Here is a 17,933-nt window from a genome sequence, read left to right as displayed (position 1 = left end):
TTATAGCGTTAAAGTGTTATTTATGATTTTGTTGGTAATGTTGGTAATGTTGGTCGTACAGCTGATGGCCAAGCTCCTCCACCGGCAATAAATTCTAATTGCTCTTCATTTAATTCTATATCTTCCATATTTGGTTCAGCAGGAATGTTGATATAAATTGTAGACGAACATGTCTGATCTCTAACTATCAAGGTTTTATCTTTTGGAAGATTGATTTTCTCTCCAGTAGCTTTTTCAATAGCTTCTATAGGATTTACTACTAATGCTTGCTTGAAAGTTTCATCTTCCCATGCTTTATATATTATCTTTTGCAATAATTCCTGAGATTTTTTCTGCTCGTTAGTCAATTCCATAATTCAGTTATTAAATGTTTTCTTATTAACTATGGTGTAAAGATATTTTTTAGATGAATGATAAAAATGCCATTAAAACTGATAAAACTGTTTTTTATATATTTTACCTTATTATGTTGAAGATTTTAAGAGTTACACTTTGTGATTTCGTAACATATTGCGCAATTCTTAGATAAATCAATAAATCTAGATTTGATAATATTCTGAAACAAATGGCTTAATTCTCTTGTAGAAAGTATATGTCATTACATCTATTTTAAAGATGAAATGTTATCTATTACTTATGCTTTAAGTGATACAAAGTACATTTCGAGTTCGCCCTTTCCTTTTGCAGTAATTTTTCCACGATATTCAAAAGCTAAGTCTTCTTCATTTTTAACTAATAAATAGGTGTCTTGACTTATATTTACTTTTCCAACCATGCTATTACTTTCCATACGGCTAGCTGTATTAACAGTATCGCCCCAAATGTCATATTGAAACTTTTTAACTCCTACAATACCTGCTACAATAGGTCCAACGTGGATACCTACTCGCATTTCAAAAGCTGGTTTATTTTGTATATCGTTTTCTCTTTTTCTTTTAATCATGAAAGCCTGCATTTTAATAGCCGCTAAAATGGTATTTTTAACTGCATTTGCATCTGGCTTAGGCAAACCACCTGCAGCCATATACGCATCTCCAATGGTTTTTATTTTTTCAATTTTATAGCTTTCCATGATATGATCAAATGCTTTGAAACACACATTAATTTCTTCAACTAATTGTTGTGGTGTTAATCGAGAAGCCGTTTCTGTGAAAGATTTAAAATCTGTGAATAAGATGGAAGCCGTTTCAAAATCTTGCGCGTCTACAAATCCTTTTTCTTTTAGTTCTTCGGCAATTTCTTCTGGTAAGATGTTAAGTAATAAATGCTCCGAACGATCTTTTTCTACTTGTAATATTGCTTTTGATTTTTTCACAAGGTTTAATCTGCTAAAAATTCCTCCAGCAATTATAATGGCAAAGCAACCTAAAAGCAGAAATATATTTCGTTGTTTTTCTTTTCTATCTACAATTTTTTGATGTGCTATTTCTGCTTTGCGTTCTTTTTCTACATTGGCAATACTATCTAAAAGCATTTCTTTTTCAAACTCCATGTTTAGGAGTTTGTCTGTAGTTTTCTTTAAATTCAAACTGTCTTTTAGCAGATACATTCGCTCATTATACAGCAATGCTTTCCCTACTCTATTTAATGATTTATAGGAATCATATAGACATTTACATGCTTGTTCTTGAGCAGAAACGATATTTAGTTTTTCTGCAATTTCTAAACCTAGCTTACAATTTTTTATGGATTGTTCTTTTTTATTCAACTTTAGTTGAATGGCGCCTAAAGCAATAAAAGCAGAACTCTCATGACGACTACTTTTTATCTCTTGTGCTATATTTAGTGATTTATTGTAGAACTTTACGGATTCAGAAAAATTATTCTTTGCTTCATATAATTTTCCTAGATTGAAAAACACTTCAGTTTGTACTTGTTTTTCATTACTTTCTACCGCAAGCTTTAAGGAAGCTTCATAATTGCTTAACGCTGTATCATAATTTTCTTCATTCATATAAACACTTCCTATACTACTCAACACTAAGGAAAGTGATTTTTTGTTTGCTATTTTTTGATGAATTTCTTTGGCAATTTTATAATACTTCTTCGCATTTTCAAAATCGTTAAGTATTAGATAAATATTCCCAATATTTTGTGTTGTTCCTGCAATTTGTGCCTCATTATTTAAATCGTCATGCAGCTCTAGTGCATTTTTGTAATTGTCCAGTGCTTTCGAGTAATTCCCTAAGTAGTAATAAATTGCGCCAATATTATTTGTAGTAGAGGCAATTCCATTTTTTACACCTGCTTTCGTAAAATACTCTTTACTATTTTCAAAAGAAGTTAATGCATCATAAAATTCACCTTGGTAATAATTTACCGTAGCAATTTGTTTATAGCAATTTCCAATAGATTCATTTTCATTTAAATCTTTAAAGATCGTTAAGCTTTTTTCTGCTAAAGAAAGCGCCTCTTCATAGTTCCCTTTTTTAATTTCGTCTTTACTTACTAAAAACAAACTATCTCCTATTCTCTTTTGGTTGCTAATATCAGTGTTAACTTGCCCCGAAAGAATAGAAGATATTAAAACAAAAAAGAGAAGCGATATTAATTTTCGCTTCTCTTCTTTTTTATAATATGTTTTTTTAGCTATGAGCATTCTTTAATTTTGATTTCTAATTATGAATTATAGTCCTGGAAGAGGATCGTCAAGTTGCATAACTGCACTAGGGTCTCCACCTCCTGATATAACTTCTAATTGCTCTTCCGTCAATTCTACATCGTCCATGTTAGGTTCTGCAGGAATATTAATGTATACCACTGAATCATCTGTTTGATCACGAACAACAATTGTTTTACCTTCTGGTATGTTTAAACACTCTCCGGTCAAACTTTCGATGGCGCTTATTGGATTATTTATTAACTCTTGTTTAAAAGCATTATCTTCCCACGCCTTACTTACAATAGTTTGAAATAATTTTTGTTTTTTTGTTAATTCCATAATAATTAATTTTATGTTCTTTATAATGAGTGTTGCGTAAATTTACATTTAAGATGAAGGATAAAAATGCCAAAAAGACTGATAAAAATGCTTTTTAGATGAAAAAGAAGAAGAAATTTGTATTCAACTGGAAAAAATATTTTTTTGAAACCTTGTCAATGTTTATTGCAGTAGTTTCAGCTTTCGCACTTAGCAACTGGAGCCAAGATAGAAGAGATTCTAATGCTGAAAGAGAAATTTTGAAAGCTGTTGTAAGTGCGCTAAACAATGACTTAATTACAATAGAAAACAATAAATTAGGAAATATTTTTGCAAAAAAATCTTGTGTCTATTTAAGAGATTTGATTAATAATAAACCTGTCAATCAAGATTCTATTCAAGATTATTATAATAACGTATTCGCAGATTTTAGTTTTACACCTAATAAAACGGGATATGAAGGTTTAACTTCTAAAGGATTGGACATTATAAAAGATGATTTACTTCGTGTCCGAATTACATATTATTACAATTATTACTTTGATGTACTCACTAAAATAGAAGAACAAAACGAAGCTGTACAAGCCTTTAAAAATTACTTTTTTCCAATTAATAATGTATTGGCAAATTATATGGAATTTAATGATAAAGGTGAACTTATTGAGATAAAACAACCTATTGAAATTTCTGAATTAGACAAGAAAAAAATTTATAGCTATTTGTGGCAATTGGAATCTAGTCGAGAATTTAAAATAATGATTTACACACAATTAGAAACACAACTAAAAGTAGTTCAACAACATGTTAAAACTACTTTAGATGAAATGGATTAAATACTTATTTTAGAGTTGTTGCTACATCTTTCTATAAATACTTTTGTAGGACCATCAGTCGGAATTAATTGTATTGCTGCTTGAAAACACGCAATTGCCTTTTGAAATTCTTCATTTTTATAGTGAGTTAATCCTTCAGAATATGTTGCGTTAAAATCATGTTGCTCTTTGGTAAGTTGCTTCGTTTTATCACTAAGTACAGTAAATACTTTTACCGGAATATTTTTCCCTTTTACAAGCAATGTATCAATTTCTCTGCAATGAAAATCGTCTTTCACTTCGTTATAGGTTTCTTCACATATGAGTAAATTTACATTGTACACTTTTGTTGCACTTTCTAATCGTGCTGCCAGGTTTACAGAATCGCCAATAACCGTATATTCAAAGCGTTTTTCCGATCCAATATTACCCGAAACTACATTTCCTGTACTGATGCCAATTCCAATATTTAACGTTGGTGATTTTGAGTTGTTTTTGTTTAAATTGTGCAACATTGCAAACATATCTAAGGCACAATTCACTGCATTTTTAGCATCTGAAATATTGGCGTAAGGCACTCCAAAAACCGTCATTATTGCGTCACCAATATATTTATCTAAGATTCCATTGTATCTATGCACTGAAGTGATCATGGCTTCAAAATACTTATTTAACAATTCAACTATTTGAATGGCTCCAAATTCTTCAGTCAATGTGGTAAAATTTCGAATGTCAGAAAACAAAATGCTACATTTAGAATACGTACCTTTTAATAAAGATAAATTATCATGATTCATTACCTGCTTTACTAAATGTTGTGGAATGTATCTGCTTAGGTTGGATTGTATTCTTTTTTCTTTAGAAATATCATTAAAAACTGCAATGGCGCCAATAACATTTCCTTTTGCATCTTGCATTGGAAGTACGCTAACATTAATGGTTACAGATGTTTTGGAGCTAATTTTAATTTTTAGTTCTTCTTGATAATTTTTTTCGCCAGTAGCAATGGTCTCTTTGCAAAATAAAAATAATGGTTTTAGAGAGTTGCTTAACTCATCAATATGTGTATTGGTTAGATCTTGAGATTTTTTTAGACCAAACATTTTATTAAATGTGTCATTAACCGTATTAATTTTAAGTGACTCATCTATAGTTACAATGCCATTATCTAGATTTTGAACTAATATATTGAGATGGTTTTTCATCCCTTGAATTTGATCGAATAGTTTTGCATTTTCAATAGCAATACGAATTTGACTAGCAAAACCCGTTAAGATATCTAAATCGGCTGAATTGAAGTCGTTTTCAAGCTTGTTAATCACCTGAATCACGCCTAAAACATCATTTTTAGAATTGAACACAGGAACGCTTAAAATCGATTTTGTACGATATTTTGTTTGCTTATCTACAGAAGCGTTAAAGTGTGGATGATTGTAAGGATCATTGACAATAAGTGCTTTTTTATTTTTTGCAACTTCTGCAACAATCCCTGTTTTTGTTCTTACAATTTGATTTTCAAGACCTTTTGCAAATACGGTCCACAACGCACCTGTTTCTTCATCTACTAGAAATAATGAACTACGATCTGATTTTGTGATTTCAGCCGCTTTATTCATAATTACCTGAATAAGCTTGTTTAAGTTTAACTCAGAAGAAACAACTTTGAAAACATCTAGCAATGTAGAAAAGTTGTTTTTGATATGTTCACTCGCTAAATATAACTCACTATTTTTTATGATCAGTGAAATTGCAGTAGCAAAACTATTGAGTGTTTTGATGTCTTTTTCGGTGAAAAGACCTCCTTTTTTATTCAAACTTTGAAGTGCGCCAATTGGCTTTCCTTTTTCATTGAAGATAGGAACACATAAAACAGATTTTGTTGTAAAGTGTAACTGTTCATCATACGAATTATCAAACAAAGTGCTTTTTTGCGTGTTATTTTCTATGATAGGTCTTTTTTGTTGAAACATTGTTCCGACAATTCCTTTCCCAACAGGAACAGTTATAATTATATTATGAACGCCTTGTGTTACAATGCTTTCCAAGACATTTGTTTCTTTGTCAAGTAGATAAAAAGTACTTCTTTCTACCTGCATGACTTTAGAAATTTGATCTAATATAACATTAACTTCTCCTAATATTTTCTTGTTTTTTATGATCATGATACGGGGATATCTTTATGCAATTGTATTTTTCTATTAACTTCTCGACTCCTCCAGAAGAAGCCATTGTAATTAAATCTGTCTCGCAAATACTTTTAATTCTATTTAATTGATCGGACGAAGTTGTAATTTCTCCCAAAATAGTATCAAATCTGAAAATTGTATCTGCAACTTTTTTTACAATTGTTTTGAGTCCGTCAAAAGCTTCTTTGGAAAGCTCTGTTGTACCTTGATAGTTTTGTAAACGACCACCATTTCTATATGCTGGATAGTTTTCTAAACCTATGAATTGTAAAAACCATTCTTTATTAAATTTTCCTAATACTTCAGTAATACCTGCATAGTCTGCAATGATTTCATCATGCATATTTATTGCCATACAGCCATAATATTGTAATGTAAATAAGTGTGCACATTCATGCGCTCGCCTAATCATTAAGGATGAAGATTTCCAATCGCTTTGGGAAACTCCAATGATTTCACTTGTAATTCCACTGTATGCTTTGGTACTAAGTACCATTAATTTATCTTTAAATAAATGTGGATTTGGAAGTACATGTTCCTTAAAATATACATTCCAATTTCCTGTAGGATTTTGTGTGAGCCAATCCTTTTTTAATCGATGTATTCTATCCCAATTATTGATTCCGTTAATAAATGAAGCGCCCATTGATTTAGGGAGTGTTTGAGGCTCATTTTTGTTAGTAAGAGCGGAAATAATTGTATTGAAATCATCGTTATTAGGCACTATTATGACTGGTACTTTTCCAATCATATTATTTTCGTAAATAACTAATTCTATCAACGCTGGTTCATTTAATACTAAACCAGCATTGCTAGTATTTGGTTTACCTCTTAAGGTAACATTTTTATATGCTTCTGTCTTTGAAATTCCTTCTTGGACAGGAAACTGTAATCGTACTACATATTTCTTTAAGGTTTCAAAAGCACCTATTTCTCTTGATTCTTCATGATAACTTTCCCAAGCATCAATATAGGAGTCTTCTATTGGTAACGAATTATTTTTTTTGGGGGAAATGAATTTATTTTCTGCATATCGTAATAGCTCGTCAATAGCAGGTTCACTTTTGACAAATTCTTTTAAAAATAAATACTTTTCTTTTTCATTCATTCTTTACTAATGTTTCTATGCTATTTGTCTTTTTGCTAAACTTGAGAATATTCCGTTTTGGTCCATTAATTCTTCGTAAGAACCTGATTCTACAATTGTTCCTTTGTCTAACACATAGATACGGTCTGCATTTTTCACAGTACTTAAACGGTGTGCAATAACGATTCTTGTCGCTTGTAATTTGTCTAAACTTTCTGAAACTATATTTTGGGTTCTATTATCTAAAGCACTTGTAGCTTCATCCATAAATAGAAGTCTTGGTTTGTGAGCAATAGCACGTGCTATCATAAGACGTTGACGCTGTCCTCCTGAGAATGTTCCGGCACCTTCACTGATCACTGTATGCATTTCCATAGGCATATTTTTGATATCTTCTTCCATACCAGCCATACGAGCTGCTTCCCAAGCATCTTCCAATGTTAATTCAGAATTTCCTACAATGTTTTTGTAGATACTTCCAGACATTAAGGCACCACTTTGAAGTACCACTCCAATTTGTCTTCGCACTAAGTCTTTATTCATAGAATCGTATGCATCATTGTCATAATAGATAGAACCCGCTTCTGGCGATTCAAACCCTAGTAAGAGTCGCATTATAGTAGATTTTCCAGATCCTGAAGTTCCTACGAAAGCAACCATTTCTCCTTGATTAATTTTGAATGAAACATCGTTTAAAACAAGTGGTTGATCTTCATGATATCTAAATGATATTGAATTCATTTCTATGTCTCCAACTAATTCACCTGGATCTGTACTATCTTCTGAAGATTCTGGCACTTCTTCTAAAATTGGTTTTACTCTTTCGTATAGTGTTATAATATTCAACGAAGTAATTAAAGCCATACTCATTTTTAAACAATCTCTTAAGAATTGATTAAAAGCACTGATAAAGGCCATAAAAGCTCCCACAGATAGCATTGTTCCTGCTGTTGTTGCACTTGTTACTGTATAATAGATAAATGCAAAGAAGAAAACACTTGTAAATAATGGATACGAAGCATTGAAAACTTCTACATAATTTTGATAGCTACCAGACGTAAATCCTAGTTGTTTTAGTTTGGCAAATTTATCTGCCCACAGTGTGAATACTCTTTTTTCTCCACCAGTTATTCTAATTTTTGTAATTCCTGATAAAAATTCAAAAAGAAATCCTTGTAAGTCACCTTGAATATTAGAAATTTGTCGATCGTATTTAAGCTTCATAAAACCAATAACGGACATGAATACAACTGCAATTACTGCTAATAGAACTCCAATCCAAGCAAGACTAGGTGCATAATAAAATAGTAATGCTAGGTTTACGAATGAGAAAGCTCCACTTAAAACTGCTGTCATTACTGTACTAGACAATATTTGACGAATTCCGTTGATACTTAACGCTCTATTTGTAAGATCTCCAGCAGAGAATTTCTTATAAAATGTTACTGGTAATCGTAATAAGTGATCCATTACTCCTGCCTGTAGGTTAAGGCTTGATTTTGTTTCAACTCTAAGCTGTAAAACACCTTTAATCAGTTGTAAACCAGCAGAAACAACACCTAACATTAACATGATTCCGAATATTTCAAAATGCAACGATTTGTCTGCGGAAGGTATTACATCATCAAACATAATTCCAGATAATATTGGTACTAGTAATCCGACTAAACTTCCTGCAAAAGCAGCTAAAATTAAATACTTAGCATCTTTTTTAATTCCTTGTATTGCAAATTTCCCAATTTTCCTTACGGATGTCATTGTATCATTAAAACCGTAAAAGAACATGTAACAGATAGGTTCTAACTTTTCTGCAATTTCATGATTTACTTTTAACTGTTCTCCAGTTGTAACATCTTTGAGCGTATAACTCGTAGGTGTACTTTGAATAAGTGCTACAGGTCTTTTATCTTCTTTATAAAAAGCCAATAAATGTCCATTCTCTTCTTTCCACCATGTACCTCTTAGTATAATTTTTCTAACTCTGACTTTTGAAGTTTGTGCAATAGCGTATAGTTGGTTAGTAGTACTGTTTTTATAAGACTCCATGTATTTTGGAGCTTTAAACTCAAATCCAACAGCTTCCCCTATTAACTTACAAGATTCAAATAAGTTACTGTTAACTTTTTTACTATCTGTTGAAGAAGTTAGTTCTTGTTTTTTTTCACCTACTACAATCGTTCGTAATTGGTTTAATGTTTTTGTTAAATTTGATGTTTCAGACGTTATTTTTTCTGTAATGCGTTGTTCTTCTTCGCCTTTTTTTAATTCAAAGTTTTTAATCAGTTTTGCATATAAATGATTTTGTAAATCATTTAAAGAGAGCATGAAGTAAATCTCATCTTTGAGCATTTCTCTAGTACTCAATATTTTTACTTCACAATCATTACTTACTACTTTGATCCATAAATTGTTTGATACCGGAAATGGATAGTTAAATTCTGATTCAGTATTTAAAGAAGCATCTTGTGAATATTTGCTAATTTCTCCTTTCATTACAGAACACCAGACCAAACCTTTGGTTGGAAATGCTATACTTTCATTCTTTAGAGGAATCGTTTTAGAAATCACTAAAGGCGTGTATAATCTTGGTGCATTGACTTGTTGTATTTGATGAGCTGTTTTTAAAACCCACTTATCTATCATACTTTTTAGAAAAATATGATCAATTTCTAATAGTTTGTTTTTATTGATTGCAACTAAAGAAGCTCCTTTACTTACAAGCACTAATTTGATGTTTGTTTCCTGCTTTTCGGAAGAAATTAGACTCGAAAGTAATTCTCCGGCTACAGCACTATATAAATATTTTAATGTACTTGCATATTCTCCATTTTCGTCGATGTCTGCATAAAAAACATCTACTTCTCCAGAAGTAATCATCCAAAACCTGTCATGCTCTCTTAGGATTAATGACTGATTTTCTTCTAAACTTATTTTTATATTTTCAGACATAACGTTTTATTTTGAATCAATTAACTTAGCGTATGTACCATTTAACTCTAATAACTCTTTGTGAGTTCCTCTTTCTACGATTTTTCCAAAGTCCATTACAATTATTTCATCGCAATCCATAATTGTACTTAATCTATGTGCTACTATCAAACACGTGCATCCGCGTTTTTTGATATTATCCATTACTATTTTTTCTGATTTAGGATCTAAAGCACTTGTTGCTTCATCCATGATGAGAATAGATGGATTTAAAGCCAAAGCTCTTGCAATTTCTAATCGCTGACGTTGTCCTCCACTAAAGTTAGCTCCTCGTTCCATTACTTCACTATCATAGGCATTTGTTCTAGCTGCCACGACATCGTGAATTGCTGCATCTTTAGCCGATTGAATGATGTGTTTTTCAGGAATATTGTCATCCCAAAAAGCAATATTTTCTTGTATAGAACCTTTAAACATTAGTACTTCTTGATCAATTACTGCAATTGATTCTGTAATTACATGTCTCGAAATATCTTTTCTTAGTCTGCCATCGAAACGTATTTCGCCTTCCCATGGTTCGTATAATCCTGAAACTATTCTTGCTACAGTAGATTTACCACTACCAGAACCTCCTACAAGCGCTACTCTACTCCCTGGTTTTAAGGTTAAACTAAAATCCGTAATTAAAGCTGGTGTTGTAGGATTGTAACCAAATGTTACGTTTTTCATTTCAAAATGTCCTGTAAGTTTTCCTAGACTTACATTTCCATTTTTTTCCTTTGTTACTGCATTTTCTTCATTAAATTCACTAGAGATCTCATAATTCAAAACATCGTCTATACGTCCCATATCACCTTCTGTCTCTTGAAGTATACTACCTACAGTCACTAATTGATTTACAGGTCCCATGAAGTTGTTCATTAAGTATAAAAAGGCAACTAACATCCCTAAAGTCATATCTCCATCCATGATTCGCATGGCTCCAATTCCCAATACAATTGTTGTCGTTAATGACATTAATAAAGGTGGAATAACATTGAGACGTGTTGTTAGCCAACCTAACTCTTGTTGAGCGTTTGTTACCTTAGCCAAATAGCCTGTCCATGTAGTAAAGAAATCATTTTCTCTACCAGAAGCTTTTAGGGTTTCAATCATGCTTATCCCCGATGTTGTTGTTCCTAAAAGTTTTCCGTTTTCATTTACAAAACTTCGATTTCCATCTTTTCTGGCTCTTGATACAAATCTTAATGCTACAATGTTTAATGTTGCCATACTAATACCAATTACTGTCAGTAAAACATCATACGAAAACATCATTAGTGCATAAAACACAACTACAATTACATTTAACCCTGAATTTGCTAAGTTTCCGCTTAATAGCCTTGCAACTTTATCATTTAAGGATACTCTATTTCCTATTTCACCACTGTAACGTTGCGTAAAAAAAGCAATGGGTAAATGAAATACATGCCATAAAAACTTACTGGATGTTGCGAGTGCTAATTTTGTTTCTAATCGTAATAAATAGTATTGCTGAAGATATACAAGTATGGAATTAACGATCAAGACACCTCCCATGATTAAAAGTAAAGGCATCACAAACCCTGATATCTGATTTACTAGAAATTTATCTATAAATATTTTTGTGAAGGAAGGAATTACAAGTCCTGGGATTACTAGAAAAAGACTTGCTAAAAGAATATAAGTTATACTCATTTTTGAGTTTGCCACTCTTGATCCTAATGAACTAAGTAATCCTTTTTTCTCATTTCCTTTTTCAAATTTTTCTCCTGGTTTAAAAGTCAATACTACTCCTGTAAAGGCATCATCAAATTCTTGATGTGTTACACTGTATCTTCCCTGTGCTGGATCGCTTAGGAATACTTTGGTTTTGGTAAACCCTTCAATAACAAGAAAGTGATTGAAATTCCAAAATATGATCGCTGGCATTTCAAGCGCTTTCAACTTTTCGATTGACTTTGCATATCCTTTTGCTTCCAAACCAAGTCCTCGTGCAGCTTTCAGAATATTAGAAGCTTTTAGTCCATCTCTAGACACACCACAAGCAATTCTTAGTTTTTCTAATGGAACATATTTCCCATAATATCCTAAAATAATACTCAAAGCAGCAGCTCCACATTCTACAGCTTCCATTTGTAAAACGGTAGGTGTTTTAACTGGACGCGGCAGCTTTTTTTCTTTTTTAATATCTTTCTTTTTAGTCATGGCTAATGGTATTAATAAAGGTCAAAGAATTTCTTTAAAGCTGGTACAACCATCGTTGCAGGTGGTTCTGTTTTTACAGTTATTTTCCCCATACAAGAAGTACCTTCATTTATTGCAATTTGAGGTCCTTTGGCTGATGTCCATTTAAAACCGCTATACGATTCTTCATCTTTTTCAAATTCTACATATACTTCAAACATTGCTCCTCTTGATAATAGTCCTTGTACTAATTGATCATTTTTTACAGTCATCATCATTCCTTTTTGTGTAATAGGAAAGTCAGAAACATAGGTTACTTTAGCTTTCATAAAGCCATATTCTTGTGGCTGAACCGTAGAAGGAACTACCAACGCTTCCATTCCTTCTTTAATTTTCTTACCGTCTTGAGAAGGAATGTATAATACACCTCTTAATTTGTTTCCTGCGACTTGACTCTGATTTTTAAGCTTGAATAAAGGTGTTCCTTGTCTAACTACGATACCAGCATCAGTTAATAATTCAACAACTTCACCTGAGTATAAACTCTTTATGTTTGTTTCGATATCATATCGTTCTTGCAAATTTGCTAGGTTTCTTTCCATTTCAGCAATTCGTTGTTTGCTGATGCTTATTTTTTGTTGTAAATCGAATCCTAAATTTAGTTTTTGACTAGAAGTTTGAACTCTTTGTCCTTTTAGACGTTCTATAGAGTTCATAGAAGATTCTATTTGCTGTTCTGTATTCACAACCTGAGATCTAGTGATTAAACCTTGTTTTAGCAATCCTTTTTCTGTGTCTAATTGATTTCTCAAAAATTCTAAAGTCTTATTTTCAGATTGAATTTGCATTTCAATGCTGCTTCGCTGTTGCTGAATCATCTCTCCTTGTAATCGCGTATCTTGATTACCATAAGAAAGTAATTGTTGTAGATCAAAATTTCGTTCTTTAAGAGTTGCTTTGACTCCTTCTATTTGTTGAAAAAGTTCAGGTTGTTCAATTTTCGCAATAACGTCTCCTTCTTTTATTTCATCTCCAACATTGACGTTAACACTTATTAATTGCCCTTGTGATGTAGCAACTACTTCATGAATTTCTCCACCCAATATTACACCTACAACATTGAGTTTTGTTTTTACACTTCCCATAAATGCCCAAGCAATTCCAGTTCCTAAAACTAGGGTAATCGTTAATAAGGCAATCCATCCTTTTGGGCTTGTAACTTTAATAAGTTGATCTAACTTTTCGGGTGTGGAAAGTTTTTCCAATGCTGCTTTTCTAAAAAATCCTGCTGCCATGATGTTGTTTTTTAATAATTAGTTATATGTTGGGATTGTATAAAACAATTCTTTACTTATTCCTGTAAGTCCATTTTTATCTACGAGTAACGTTCCTGTTTCATATCGAAGATTAATGATTGCTGATGCAAACTGTTGATGCGCTCGTAAATAGTCTAATTCTGCAAAAGTTAATCGTTCTTGAAATTGTATGAGGTTTAATAAAATGGTTAAACCGTTCTTAAATTTTACTTGTTCATTGTTATAAACCTCTTGGTAGAAATCAAGAGATTCTTTCGCTCGTTTTAGAGCTTCAACAGTATTGTCTAAGTTGTTGAGTGCAATGGAAACATTTAAGTTTATATTTCTTTCTAAATTTTCAACTGCTATTTGCTGATCTTTTAGTGCTACTTCGTTTTGTTTATATGTTCCTTTTGCTAGATTATTGTTGATAGGAAATGTTAGGTTTAAACTAAGTCCGTAACCAATATTATTTCCTTCATTACGTGAAAATGTTGCCAAAGCACGATCTACTCCATTCCCCATATTCATACCGCCATAACGCACAAAACCAGTAAGATCTAACTGTGCTTTTTTGTTGTTTTCTGCTAGACTAAACTGCAACTCTATTGATTCTTGTAGTTTTTTAGAAGCCAAAATGTCTTTTCTATTATTTTGAGCTAATTCTAAATATTTTTTCTTATCAAAATCTTTGGTATAACCAGATTCTAATATGCTTGGAAATTCATCTAACGGATCTCCTAGTTGTTTACTTTCTTCTTCACTTAAACCAATAGCACGTCCAAGATTGAGTTTTGCACTGTATAATGATTGCTCTGCAACTTTTGTTTGTCGTTCCTGATTTGCTAAATCTGCTTTTACCTGAAATACATCTCCTGCAGGTCTTTTGTCGGCTTTGACTAATTCCTCAGTTATTTCTAAAACACGCCTAACACGCGCTTCATTTTCTTTAAAAATTTTCAATCTTTTTGTTGCGGCAACATATTGCCAATAGGCTCCTCCAGTTTGTAGCAATTCAAATGAATTTGCAAATACTATATTTTCATTCGTACTTTCTAGGTTTAAGACAGAAGCTTCTTCTAAAGCCGTAGCTATTCGTCTTCCTCTACCTCTTAACAATGGCTGTGTTAAAGAAAAAGTAGTAGACATTGAATGGTCTCCAAAGTAAGAACCTACATTTTGGTTAAACCTATTGATAGGAAAGTTATCATTTGCCATAGAATAATCTACACTCAAATTAGCTGTTAAACTAGATCGAAATGTTTTTTGAAAACCTACAGATACACCAGTGCTTCTTGATTTTAATTTATCATCTAAAAAATCATTTCTGGGATCTGCTTCAAAAAGATTTAAGGCATCACGACTAAATGATGCTCTAGATATCAATTGATAGTCAAAGACGCTACTTTGTATTTGCAAACCGCCTTCAGCACTATTGATACTTAAAATATTTCTTTTTATGATTGGGTTTTCCTCAAGCATAACCTCTGACAATTTCACAATATCAACGGAAATTGCTGTTTGACTATGTACTTGATACATTCCAACTAGTAGAAAACTAAAAAATATGACTCTGTAGTTCATTCTATTGCTTTTTTATACTTCTGAAAATTTCTGTAATATTTGACCAAATCTTGATCCTGCTTGAGAAACACCGTCTAATACATTTTCATCTATTACATCTGCTTCATCTGGTGAACCATAACCGAGTTGACTTGTTGTTTTACGCAATCTGTTTGATAGGAATAATGAAATAGCATAATAAAAGTTAGCTCTAAACTCTAAGTTTGTTGCAAGTCTGCTATTCATCAATTCTCTAGAGATACAAAAAACGGATGTTGGTTGTGTTGCAATAACAGATACTGATGGTGGTCTGGATTCTAAAAAAGACATTTCTCCAACAATTTCTCCAGAACCTATAAGAGCAATGTGATTTTGACTAACACCATCGTTAATAGATAATTCACCTGATAAGACTATGTATAGATTTTCAATAGTTTTGCCTTTACTGATTAATCTGTCTCCCGCTTCTAGATCAGCTTTACTACCATTATTTATCATCCACTCGATATCTAAATCGTTTAAATGACCCAGTAAAAAAAGTACTCGTTTCATGTTTTATCGTATTAAATATTAATATTGCTAAGTTATATTTTGATAGTATTTTAAAACTGCCAATGACACAGTTGAAAGTGACAGTATTGCTTGTAAAACAAAAAAAGCGATCTAAAAAGATCGCTTCTAAAATTGGATTCAAGTTTAGAATACTCTAAATTGATTATGTATACAGGTAGTTTCTTTACTATTTATCAAAAAAACTCATCGCCTTTTGAACAGTTTAGTCAAACCAACTACTTACTTCTTCTTTAACTCCATCGATTAAGCTTCCCCAATCAATGTATAAAGGGTTTTCAAAATTACCTCCAGAAACCGTTTCTAATTGATCCTCTGTCAATTCAACATCTTCCATACCAGCCGGCTTTGCAGGGATATTTATATACACATGATTAGGATTGGTTTGATCTTCCACCATCACATTTTTATCAATAGATATATTTGCTTTTTTACCAGTAAATTTATTTAAGGTCTCTATTGGATTGCTGATTAAATTTCTTTTAAAACCTTCATCTTCCCATGCCTTTTTATAAATGCTTGCTAAAAATTCATTTGCTTTTTCCTGTTGTTCCGTTGATTCCATGATATTATATTTATTTGAACACCAAATGTACCTTTATGTACGCTCACAAAATTGCCAAAAAGACTGAGATAGTTATAAATTGAGGTCAGCTTTTATTATGAGTTTTTTAGATAGATTGCATTGTTCTTTGAATTAAGTTAGATTGGGCTGAAATAATTATTACTAGTCAGAGACCAAATCGTAAAGAGCTTTCTCTATGGCATTGAGTAAATCTTCACTTATTGGTATTGTTTCGCCATGTATTTTTCTAACTGTTTATTTGTTAATTCCTTCTTTTTAGAGTTTTCAATTGATCTCTTAATCTTTGATTTTTAAATTAATACCATAAATTTCTTTAAAAGAATACTGATAAAAATGTAAATAAACCTGTGATAACTGAAGCTTAGAATCGTTTCGTATTCAGCAGTTCTTTTGGATACATATTGTATTGCTCTTTAAATAATTTAGAGAAATAATGAGTGTCATAGTATCCTACCTCATACGAAATTTGTGAGATGGTATCATACAAATAATCGTCAATATACTGTTTAGCCTTATGTAGTCTTAAAACCCTAATGTATTTATTAGGTGTTAGGTGAACAAGGTTTTTTATTTTGCGATGTAATTGTCTTTCGCTAACAGCCAATTTATATGACAGATCGTATAAATTTAAGTCCTTATGCTTAATATTTTTATAAACTTCGTCTTCTAAATTTAGAAGCCACGAAGTATCTTGTTTAGATATCTTTTGCGGATTAATTTCATTCTTACACATCGATTTAACCCGTTCATTGGAATGGTATATTTTGTAAATCAAAGGAACTCTTTCTATGACCTTATCTCCACTTGCCAATTTTACAATCTCTTCAATTAAATCTGCTATTTCTTTACTGCTTGATAAAATAACTTCATTTGATTTAGAGTTTGATTCTTTAATCGTATTCAATTTTGAAAACTTTTTATTCGCTTCAATAATAGAAGCTAAAGGAGTTTCTATGTTCTTTATTAATTGTATTAAAACATCTGAAGAACTATTATTTATATTTTTTCTATTAAGATCCATTTTTATATTTTTTAGTTATTCATTTGTTTTAAGCACTGTAGGTTATTGGAGCAACAACTTTATTATTTGGAATTACATAAGCTTTTGAAGTTTGCTTAAAGTTGTGATCTACTAAATGTTTGTTATTATTGTAGAAATCTATTACTCCATCATAAGTCATCGCAATTGGTATCGTTTCAGAGCCCAAATAATTAACTGAATCTCCTATAACCATAGCTTTTACACCTAATAGTTTTAGTATTCTTAATAGCTTGCTATCACATTCGGCAAAAGCTACATTTCCACTATGACTGCAAATAAGTTCAGCTACACAAGCCAATAATTTTTTAAATAAGTTAATGTCACGCACCTCTTTTTTTATCGCAAATCGTCCTATGTGATAAATATTATTTACGTCGGGTATATTAATTGCTAGAAATGGATTAATTCCAAAGATTTTCTGAAGAGGTAAAACATCTGTATAGTTCCATTTTAAAACGCGAATCGCTCCTAAAATAGCTCCTGTATGATCTTTAGCGGTAAAAACATCGGATTTCTCATAAAAACTTAATTCTTCTCTATAAATTGAATTCACATCATTTTGATAACTTTCAGGTAGCTTATTATCTGAATGATGTTTAAAGTTTTCTTTAACGACAAATTCAGCTAAATTGATCAATTGATTTTTTGGAAGTCTTTCTAAGTATTTTTTTTCTAGCATCATGGTTTTTGTTTTTTGATACTCAAATCTATTTAGATAGAACGTTCATTTAATTACACA

Annotated in this window: 14 protein-coding genes; 1 reads left to right on the top strand and 13 read right to left on the bottom strand. The window is 31.6% G+C overall.

All coding sequences use genetic code 11. The features are described from left to right. Window positions 1–20: 20 nt before the first annotated feature. From Q0845_RS08865 to Q0845_RS08855, 3 genes are all read right to left on the bottom strand, one after another. Complete coding sequence (locus tag Q0845_RS08865) at window positions 21–353, bottom strand: NHLP leader peptide family RiPP precursor (RefSeq protein ID WP_298511869.1); 333 nt, start codon at window positions 351–353, stop codon at window positions 21–23. A 281-nt stretch (window positions 354–634) separates the two neighbouring features. Further along, window positions 635–2,599 carry an adenylate/guanylate cyclase domain-containing protein gene (locus Q0845_RS08860; RefSeq protein ID WP_298511867.1) on the bottom strand — a complete coding sequence of 655 codons (1,965 nt, stop codon included), beginning with the start codon at window positions 2,597–2,599 and terminating at the stop codon, window positions 635–637. 27 nt (window positions 2,600–2,626) lie between these two features. Further along, window positions 2,627–2,941: an NHLP leader peptide family RiPP precursor gene (locus Q0845_RS08855; protein WP_298511865.1), complete on the bottom strand. Its 315-nt coding sequence runs from the start codon at window positions 2,939–2,941 to the stop codon at window positions 2,627–2,629. A 98-nt stretch (window positions 2,942–3,039) separates the two neighbouring features. Here Q0845_RS08855 and Q0845_RS08850 point away from each other — a divergent pair, with 98 nt between their 5' ends. Continuing rightward, window positions 3,040–3,753: a hypothetical protein gene (locus tag Q0845_RS08850; RefSeq protein WP_298511863.1), complete on the top strand. Its 714-nt coding sequence runs from the start codon at window positions 3,040–3,042 to the stop codon at window positions 3,751–3,753. On the opposite strand, the gene Q0845_RS08845 is transcribed toward Q0845_RS08850, so the two are convergent. The 10 genes from Q0845_RS08845 to Q0845_RS08800 form a co-directional block, all read right to left on the bottom strand. Continuing rightward, window positions 3,750–5,894 carry an adenylate/guanylate cyclase domain-containing protein gene (locus Q0845_RS08845; protein WP_298511861.1) on the bottom strand — a complete coding sequence of 715 codons (2,145 nt, stop codon included), beginning with the start codon at window positions 5,892–5,894 and terminating at the stop codon, window positions 3,750–3,752. The two genes, Q0845_RS08850 and Q0845_RS08845, sit on opposite strands and share 4 nt — an antisense overlap. After that, the gene (locus tag Q0845_RS08840; protein ID WP_298511859.1) at window positions 5,857–7,026 is read right to left on the bottom strand and encodes a hypothetical protein; all 1,170 of its coding nucleotides are present in this window, start codon (window positions 7,024–7,026) and stop codon (window positions 5,857–5,859) included. The genes Q0845_RS08845 and Q0845_RS08840 overlap by 38 nt, the downstream gene beginning before the upstream one ends. A 15-nt stretch (window positions 7,027–7,041) precedes the next feature. Beyond that, window positions 7,042–9,954 carry an NHLP bacteriocin export ABC transporter permease/ATPase subunit gene (locus Q0845_RS08835; protein ID WP_298511857.1) on the bottom strand — a complete coding sequence of 971 codons (2,913 nt, stop codon included), beginning with the start codon at window positions 9,952–9,954 and terminating at the stop codon, window positions 7,042–7,044. 6 nt (window positions 9,955–9,960) lie between these two features. Beyond that, window positions 9,961–12,159, bottom strand: coding sequence for an NHLP family bacteriocin export ABC transporter peptidase/permease/ATPase subunit (locus tag Q0845_RS08830; protein ID WP_298511855.1), 2,199 nt, complete (start codon window positions 12,157–12,159; stop codon window positions 9,961–9,963). Between the two features lie 11 nt (window positions 12,160–12,170). Then, on the bottom strand, window positions 12,171–13,433 hold the full coding sequence (locus Q0845_RS08825) for an NHLP bacteriocin system secretion protein (protein ID WP_298511853.1): 1,263 nt from the start codon (window positions 13,431–13,433) through the stop codon (window positions 12,171–12,173). A gap of 18 nt (window positions 13,434–13,451) precedes the next feature. Then, the gene (locus tag Q0845_RS08820) at window positions 13,452–15,017 is read right to left on the bottom strand and encodes a TolC family protein (protein WP_298511851.1); all 1,566 of its coding nucleotides are present in this window, start codon (window positions 15,015–15,017) and stop codon (window positions 13,452–13,454) included. Between the two features lie 12 nt (window positions 15,018–15,029). Further along, complete coding sequence (locus Q0845_RS08815) at window positions 15,030–15,548, bottom strand: cyclic nucleotide-binding domain-containing protein (RefSeq protein ID WP_298511849.1); 519 nt, start codon at window positions 15,546–15,548, stop codon at window positions 15,030–15,032. 223 nt (window positions 15,549–15,771) lie between these two features. Beyond that, on the bottom strand, window positions 15,772–16,131 hold the full coding sequence (locus Q0845_RS08810) for an NHLP leader peptide family RiPP precursor (protein WP_298511847.1): 360 nt from the start codon (window positions 16,129–16,131) through the stop codon (window positions 15,772–15,774). A gap of 382 nt (window positions 16,132–16,513) precedes the next feature. Continuing rightward, a complete protein-coding gene (locus tag Q0845_RS08805) occupies window positions 16,514–17,173 on the bottom strand; it encodes a helix-turn-helix transcriptional regulator (RefSeq protein ID WP_298511845.1) in 660 nt (219 codons plus the stop codon). Window positions 17,174–17,201: 28 nt separating this feature from the next. Beyond that, window positions 17,202–17,876 carry a hypothetical protein gene (locus Q0845_RS08800; protein WP_298511843.1) on the bottom strand — a complete coding sequence of 225 codons (675 nt, stop codon included), beginning with the start codon at window positions 17,874–17,876 and terminating at the stop codon, window positions 17,202–17,204. Between the last annotated feature and the right edge of the window lie 57 nt (window positions 17,877–17,933).

The sequence above is a fragment of the uncultured Kordia sp. genome, from assembly GCF_947489565.1.
Lineage (GTDB): Bacteria > Bacteroidota > Bacteroidia > Flavobacteriales > Flavobacteriaceae > Kordia.
Note: the sequence above shows the minus strand (reverse complement) of the source record. Positions and strands in the feature narration are given on the sequence as shown.

What these genes read in the sequence shown, in the direction of transcription:
- Q0845_RS08865 (WP_298511869.1), bottom strand. Translation starts at nt 353, where the DNA reads ATGGAATTGACTAACGAGCAGAAAAAATCTCAGGAATTATTGCAAAAG.
- Q0845_RS08860 (WP_298511867.1), bottom strand. Translation starts at nt 2,599, where the DNA reads ATGCTCATAGCTAAAAAAACATATTATAAAAAAGAAGAGAAGCGAAAA.
- Q0845_RS08855 (WP_298511865.1), bottom strand. Translation starts at nt 2,941, where the DNA reads ATGGAATTAACAAAAAAACAAAAATTATTTCAAACTATTGTAAGTAAG.
- Q0845_RS08850 (WP_298511863.1), top strand. Translation starts at nt 3,040, where the DNA reads ATGAAAAAGAAGAAGAAATTTGTATTCAACTGGAAAAAATATTTTTTT.
- Q0845_RS08845 (WP_298511861.1), bottom strand. Translation starts at nt 5,894, where the DNA reads ATGATCATAAAAAACAAGAAAATATTAGGAGAAGTTAATGTTATATTA.
- Q0845_RS08840 (WP_298511859.1), bottom strand. Translation starts at nt 7,026, where the DNA reads ATGAATGAAAAAGAAAAGTATTTATTTTTAAAAGAATTTGTCAAAAGT.
- Q0845_RS08835 (WP_298511857.1), bottom strand. Translation starts at nt 9,954, where the DNA reads ATGTCTGAAAATATAAAAATAAGTTTAGAAGAAAATCAGTCATTAATC.
- Q0845_RS08830 (WP_298511855.1), bottom strand. Translation starts at nt 12,159, where the DNA reads ATGACTAAAAAGAAAGATATTAAAAAAGAAAAAAAGCTGCCGCGTCCA.
- Q0845_RS08825 (WP_298511853.1), bottom strand. Translation starts at nt 13,433, where the DNA reads ATGGCAGCAGGATTTTTTAGAAAAGCAGCATTGGAAAAACTTTCCACA.
- Q0845_RS08820 (WP_298511851.1), bottom strand. Translation starts at nt 15,017, where the DNA reads ATGAACTACAGAGTCATATTTTTTAGTTTTCTACTAGTTGGAATGTAT.
- Q0845_RS08815 (WP_298511849.1), bottom strand. Translation starts at nt 15,548, where the DNA reads ATGAAACGAGTACTTTTTTTACTGGGTCATTTAAACGATTTAGATATC.
- Q0845_RS08810 (WP_298511847.1), bottom strand. Translation starts at nt 16,131, where the DNA reads ATGGAATCAACGGAACAACAGGAAAAAGCAAATGAATTTTTAGCAAGC.
- Q0845_RS08805 (WP_298511845.1), bottom strand. Translation starts at nt 17,173, where the DNA reads ATGGATCTTAATAGAAAAAATATAAATAATAGTTCTTCAGATGTTTTA.
- Q0845_RS08800 (WP_298511843.1), bottom strand. Translation starts at nt 17,876, where the DNA reads ATGATGCTAGAAAAAAAATACTTAGAAAGACTTCCAAAAAATCAATTG.